The 2,052-nt window shown below is 47.4% G+C and carries 1 tRNA gene and 1 rRNA gene; both read left to right on the top strand.

The annotated features are described in order from the left end of the window. Positions 1-224 precede the first annotated feature (224 nt). Positions 225-1,755: ribosomal RNA gene (locus M2448_RS20265) — 16S ribosomal RNA — on the top strand. Between the two features lie 222 nt (positions 1,756-1,977). Next, positions 1,978-2,051: transfer RNA gene (locus tag M2448_RS20260), tRNA-Ile, on the top strand. Position 2,052: the final 1 nt, after the last annotated feature.

Below are 2,052 nucleotides of genomic sequence, written 5' to 3'. Positions count from 1 at the left end.
GACAGAACGGGCTCTGTAATGACAGGCCTTCCTTGAAGCATAAGAAGCGATCTTTGAAATCAATGATAACAAGAATAAAGAGTAGTACAAGAATATTTTATTGGTGATTTCTGATTGAGTTTTGTTTATTCATAACTTTTAATTTATGATTCATCCTAAGAAATAGGGTATTACCGTCAATTTATTGAGCCCTGACAGGACAAAGGATTTAATTAAAAAAATATACAAAGAAGAGTTTGATCCTGGCTCAGGATGAACGCTAGCGATAGGCCTAACACATGCAAGTCGAGGGGTAACAGAGGGATAGCAATATCTTTGCTGACGACCGGCGCACGGGTGAGTAACGCGTATGCAACCTACCTACTACAGGGGGATAACCCGGAGAAATCCGGACTAATACCGCATAATACAGGGGTCCCGCATGGGACTATTTGTTAAAGATTAATTGGTAGTAGATGGGCATGCGTTCCATTAGCCAGTTGGTGAGGTAACGGCTCACCAAAGCAACGATGGATAGGGGAACTGAGAGGTTTATCCCCCACACTGGAACTGAGACACGGACCAGACTCCTACGGGAGGCAGCAGTGAGGAATATTGGTCAATGGACGAGAGTCTGAACCAGCCAAATCGCGTGAAGGAAGACTGCCCTACGGGTTGTAAACTTCTTTTATATGGGAATAAAAATAGGCACGTGTGCCTTGTTGCATGTACCATATGAATAAGCATCGGCTAACTCCGTGCCAGCAGCCGCGGTAATACGGAGGATGCGAGCGTTATCCGGATTTATTGGGTTTAAAGGGTGCGCAGGCGGGAACTTAAGTCAGCGGTGAAATCTCGACGCTTAACGTCGAACCTGCCGTTGAAACTGGGTTTCTTGAGTATAGATGAAGTAGGCGGAATTCGTTGTGTAGCGGTGACATGCTTAGATATAACGAGGAACTCCGATTGCGTAGGCAGCTTACTAAACTATAACTGACGCTCATGCACGAAAGCGTGGGTATCAAACAGGATTAGATACCCTGGTAGTCCACGCCGTAAACGATGATTACTAGTTGTATGCGATATGATAGTATGTGACTAAGCGAAAGCGATAAGTAATCCACCTGGGGAGTACGCCGGCAACGGTGAAACTCAAAGGAATTGACGGGGGCCCGCACAAGCGGAGGAACATGTGGTTTAATTCGATGATACGCGAGGAACCTTACCCGGGCTTGAAATGCAATCGACCGACCTTGAAATAGGTTTTCTAGCAATAGCGATTGTGTAGGTGCTGCATGGTTGTCGTCAGCTCGTGCCGTGAGGTGTCGGCTTAAGTGCCATAACGAGCGCAACCCACATCATTAGTTACTAACAGGTCAAGCTGAGGACTCTAATGAGACTGCCGTCGTAAGATGCGAGGAAGGTGTGGATGACGTCAAATCAGCACGGCCCTTACGTCCGGGGCGACACACGTGTTACAATGGGAGGTACAAAAGGCCGCTACCGGGTGACCGGATGCCAATCCCCAAAACCTCTCCCAGTTCGGATCGGAGTCTGCAACTCGACTCCGTGAAGCTGGATTCGCTAGTAATCGCGCATCAGCCATGGCGCGGTGAATACGTTCCCGGGCCTTGTACACACCGCCCGTCAAGCCATGGAAGCCGGGGGGACCTGAAGTACGTAACCGTTAAGGAGCGTCCTAGGGTAAAACTGGTGACTGGGGCTAAGTCGTAACAAGGTAGCCGTACCGGAAGGTGCGGCTGGAACACCTCCTTTCTGGAGTTTTGTCAGGCAAGATAAAATTACCTGATGAGTAATACCCGAAGTGCTACCCTTTATTATTGTTATTATTAAGATATAGACTTTCAGTTACGAGTTACAAGTTACGCGTTAGAAGCCAACAATATGAAAAGATATTGTATTGTTGTTAACAGTTGACTGAAAGCAAGAGAAACCAAGAAGCTGGAAATCCGGTTTCAGGCCAGAACGAAGAAAGCCAGTCCTATAGCTCAGTTGGTTAGAGCGCTACACTGATAATGTAGAGGTCGGCAGTTCAACTCTGCCTGGGACTAC

The sequence above is a fragment of the Dysgonomonas sp. PF1-14 genome (assembly GCF_029892965.1).
GTDB lineage: Bacteria > Bacteroidota > Bacteroidia > Bacteroidales > Dysgonomonadaceae > Dysgonomonas.
Note: the sequence above shows the minus strand (reverse complement) of the source record. Positions and strands in the feature narration are given on the sequence as shown.